General features: G+C 43.5%; 4 protein-coding genes. 2 read left to right on the forward strand and 2 right to left on the reverse strand.

What is annotated here, in order from left to right:
• Window positions 1-158 precede the first annotated feature (158 nt).
• Both FN961_RS25520 and FN961_RS25525 read right to left on the reverse strand, forming a co-directional pair.
• Window positions 159-1,670 carry an MATE family efflux transporter gene (locus tag FN961_RS25520; RefSeq protein WP_144042955.1) on the reverse strand — a complete coding sequence of 504 codons (1,512 nt, stop codon included), beginning with the start codon at window positions 1,668-1,670 and terminating at the stop codon, window positions 159-161.
• Window positions 1,671-1,694: 24 nt separating this feature from the next.
• Window positions 1,695-2,534 carry an ion transporter gene (locus tag FN961_RS25525; RefSeq protein ID WP_144042956.1) on the reverse strand — a complete coding sequence of 280 codons (840 nt, stop codon included), beginning with the start codon at window positions 2,532-2,534 and terminating at the stop codon, window positions 1,695-1,697.
• 230 nt (window positions 2,535-2,764) lie between these two features.
• Between FN961_RS25525 and FN961_RS25530 the strand changes: the two genes are divergently transcribed.
• Together FN961_RS25530 and FN961_RS25535 are read left to right on the forward strand one after the other, a co-directional pair.
• Window positions 2,765-3,229 carry a L,D-transpeptidase family protein gene (locus FN961_RS25530; RefSeq protein WP_229814820.1) on the forward strand — a complete coding sequence of 155 codons (465 nt, stop codon included), beginning with the start codon at window positions 2,765-2,767 and terminating at the stop codon, window positions 3,227-3,229.
• Between the two features lie 109 nt (window positions 3,230-3,338).
• Complete coding sequence (locus FN961_RS25535; RefSeq protein ID WP_144042958.1) at window positions 3,339-3,914, forward strand: VOC family protein; 576 nt, start codon at window positions 3,339-3,341, stop codon at window positions 3,912-3,914.
• Window positions 3,915-4,276: the final 362 nt, after the last annotated feature.

Here is a 4,276-nt window from a genome sequence, read left to right on the forward strand (position 1 = left end):
CAGAAAGCCTAATTTTAGAGCCTCGACGAACGAGGTCATTTCCTAGGACGGTTAAACGAAGACCTCAGAGATACGCCAGGAATAAAAAATGCCAGTAAGCTTAACTTACCGGCATTAGAGCTTGGCTCTCTTTTTTATTATCTCTATTTCACCAAGAACTAACTCGCTTTACCGTTAGTTGAAGCTGCAATCGTCCTCTCATCTCTAGTCGCCTCACTATCCTGCTCTTCTGTCAACTGAGCCAGAGCACATGAGGATGACAGCGGACTTGTACTACTTGGACTTAACTCGGTATCAAGTACCTCTTTATCTTCAAAAACATGCTCACTTAAAGGTGATTGCAAAGTTGTTATCCTGACATTTTCAACTAAGCGAAACGCAGTGTAGACACCGAGAACAGCAAAAATAATACTGCCTATCGCTTGTCCCACTAGTACGCCATAGACGCCGCCCCACTGCGCGCCAAAATAGACAAATGGAATTGTCCCTATGGTTGCTTTACCAATATTGAAGAACGTAGAGTACTTGGCTTTACCTAAGTTATTAAATGAAGCATTCGCGACAAACAGTGCCCCAGAGAAAACAAAGAACACAGCGATATAAGTACAGAAAAATCGAATCAGCTCAGCACTGTCTCCCTTCATATCAAATATCGAGATGACCTGCTCTTGAAGCAACATTAAGATTAACGAAACACCGATGACATACAGCGCACAAAACTGCAGCGCTTTAGTCAAACTCTCTTTGACGCGCTCAAATTCATGGGCGCCGAAGTTCTGCCCAACAATCGGACCAACCGCACCAGATAAGGCAAATATCATCCCAAAACACACTGGGATTAATCGGCCTAGCACCGCCCAACCCGCGACATAACCATCACCAAAATCTGCAATGGTTCGTGTAACCACAGCATTGCCTATCGGCGTTGCGACATTGGTTAACATGGCCGGCCCTGCGATGGCAAAAATAGCATTAAGATCGGTTTTAAAACTTTGAAACTCAAACTGGCCAAATAGCTTATGTTTTACAATCACACCACGGGCTGCAATAAATAACACCCCTGCACGGGCTAACACTGAAGCGACAGCAGCCCCTTCAATGCCCATTCCTAGTGCAAAAATAAAAATTGGATCAAATACTAAATTAATTCCGCCCCCAGCTAAAGTGGACATCATGGATAACTTAGCATCCCCCACGGCTCTTAGTGCTGCACCTAACGCCATAGCAAGGCAGATAAGTGGCAAAGAGGGCACTAAAATATAAAGATAACCCGAAGCAAGCTCAGCCGTGTGGCCAGTGGCGCCGACTAAAGCCAACAACTCAGGAATAAAGAAGGTCACTATCGCTGACACTAATACCGATATCAGTAAAGTCACAACGGCACTGTTTAATAACAGTCTCTTGGCCACATCCATCTGTTTAGCACCAATGGCACGTGATACCAGTGCACCAAGTGCGATGGATAAACCGATACCAATTGAGGTGGTAAAAAACGAAATGGTGCCCGCATAACCAACAGCGGCAGCCAGCTCTTGCTCACCGAGCAAACTCAAGAAGAAAATATCAATTAAATCGACCACAAACAGTGCCGAAATACCGACTGCGGCCGTTGAACTCATCACTAAGATGTGACGCATTATCGAACCTTGAACAAATTTTGCTGTCGTCATTACTTCCCTTGTACTTACGTAAACTTATATTTCAGTTTCTAATTCACTGCCACAATGATCACAATATATGGCGTCTTTCTCATGGCCAGTTTTCAAACAGTTACTGCAACGACGTAGATCTTTACTTCGCACCATCTCTTGCGAAATTTCAGCCGTTAATATGCCTGTGGGGATCGCAATAATCGAATAACCTAATAACATGGTAAATGCAGCAATGGCCTGACCTAAGCTGGTCTCAGGCGTAATATCTCCATACCCGACAGTGGTGATTGTCACTATGGTCCAATAGATAGACTTTGGTATCGAAGTGAAACCATTACCAGGCCCTTCCACCACAAACATGATGGAACTTAACACCACCACTATCAGACTGACAGAAAAGAAGAAGATAAAAACTTTGCGTCCTGACTGTAACATAGCTCTGAGTAAGACATTGCCCTCACTAAGATATCGTAACAATTTAAGCACTCGGAAAATTCTAAACAACCTCAAGATCCGGATGACTAAAGTGAAATTTGCGCCAGGGAAAAATAGTGCTAGGTAACTTGGCAAGATAGACAGGAGGTCAACCACACCATAGAAACTTCTAACATATTGAATAGGCTGAGCTGAGCAGTAAAGTCTAAGCAGATACTCGATAGTGAAAATAATCGTAAAACACCACTCAAAAATACCAATGATGTCGCCATACTTACTGTGCACCGCAGCAATAGTATCGAGGAATACTAAGGTAACACTCAGAATAATACAGACGATTAAACTGATATCAAAATAGCGCCCTAAACGTGTATCCGTACCAAATATGACCCGTCTTAGCTTGAGCTTTACGGTGTCATCCTGGTTTACTTGTTTATCTTCTTGCATCAAAAACTCACTTCCCCACTCTTTGAACCAAACATTTTGCCACTATTAACGTACAATACCAATGCAAGACGCCCTCTCCTAGCGTAATATTCGATTTAAAGACCCGACTTAAGGTACTATATCCAAACATGCTTACTCCTTTATCGAAAAATCACATGCATAGATTTTTTATCCTAGTAGCCTTTATCCTTTGCTTAATCGGCTCTCTTCCTAGCATCGCAGCTAGTTCAATGCAAAACTCTCCAGACAGTTCAGCCACATCGAGCTTAGGTAAGATAGATCTCGTGGTCGTCACCAAATCAAAATCAATAATGGCCTTGATGCGCAACGGTAAAGTCTTGCGTCAATACCGCATCGCCCTTGGCGATCGTCCAGAGGGTCACAAGCTGAAAGAGGGCGATCAAAGAACACCTGAGGGACGCTACATCTTAGATTATAAGAAGTCTAACAGTGCCTATTACCGTGCCATTCATATCTCCTATCCCAATGATGAAGACAAGTTCAGAGCCAATGCCTTAGGCATTAGCCCCGGTGGACAGATCATGATCCATGGTCAAAATCCCAACTCATCACTGACACCTCAGGAGGCGCAAAAATTTAATTGGACTGACGGCTGCATTGCAATTACCAATCAACAGATGGACGAGCTTTGGGGCTCTATTGAGCCCGGTACTCCCATCGAGATCTGGCCTTAATAACCTTAAGCGAAAAGTGTAAAACAACTCAAAAACTAACCCTTCAATTTCATCTGCTAGTCTTGTCACAAGTTACTGTGCAGACCCACTTAACATGAAGAACAAAACAATGACCGACATACTCACACTCTCTAGGTTACACAAGACATGGCCCGCCTTTTCGCTCGATATTATCAATTTTTTAGAGGAGCTAGGGTTAGCTCACTTGGGACTGGAATGCGATCATACCGCACTAAGGGTAAACACAGCTTCAGTTGCAGATGCGTTAAGTAAAGAGTTTTGCGTGCAAGGCACCATTATCTCAAATAATGTCATCAATGGCCGACCGATTTTGATCATCGAACTTAACACGCCTTTGCCGTTAGCAGGTTTTAATATCGATTGTATTGAACTCCCTTATCCAGGCAGCAAGCAATATCCCCTCGAAGGTTGGGAGCATATCGAGTTAGTTTTTCCCTGTCAGGCCACCAGCTGCGACGAGTTAGCTCAAGCTCTTATCGAAAAAGTGCCTCATTTAGCTGACGTAATTGAGAATAAAACAGCGATAAAGGTCAAGTTAAGCTCGCCATCAGGTGAACATGAGCGTCTTGCAAACCCAACGATAGCCTTCAAAAAAGACAATATCTGCATCAAGGTTCACCCACACGGGATCAAGAAAGTGATTGAATCTGAGTCCGACAACTAGAAAGACACCTTATACCAATCAGTATAAAGATTTGATCGCTCAACGAGAGTTTAGCGGTCCTGAGGCAAGGCAACGAGTGAAGAGCATAGTTATTCTACGGTCAAGCTCGTTAACACAGGATCAGAACCGCTAAAACTCGCCTGTAAGGAGTGTTTTTGGCTGCCTACTTCTGTGTTGAATGAACTCATAAGGGAACAACCATTATGTCATCCATTCGCCTTGAATTAGTTTGCCAAAAAATACTCTGAGTCTGAGGGATCCCCTCGAATTTAATAGCATGCTTGTGGCTCCAGAATTAAGCCTTGTAGTGTTTTAATGGCTGTTCGCCAATGCGACCTCAGTAGCTTCAATTTCCTATCTTT

Source organism: Shewanella hanedai, assembly GCF_007197645.1.
Lineage (GTDB): Bacteria > Pseudomonadota > Gammaproteobacteria > Enterobacterales > Shewanellaceae > Shewanella > Shewanella hanedai.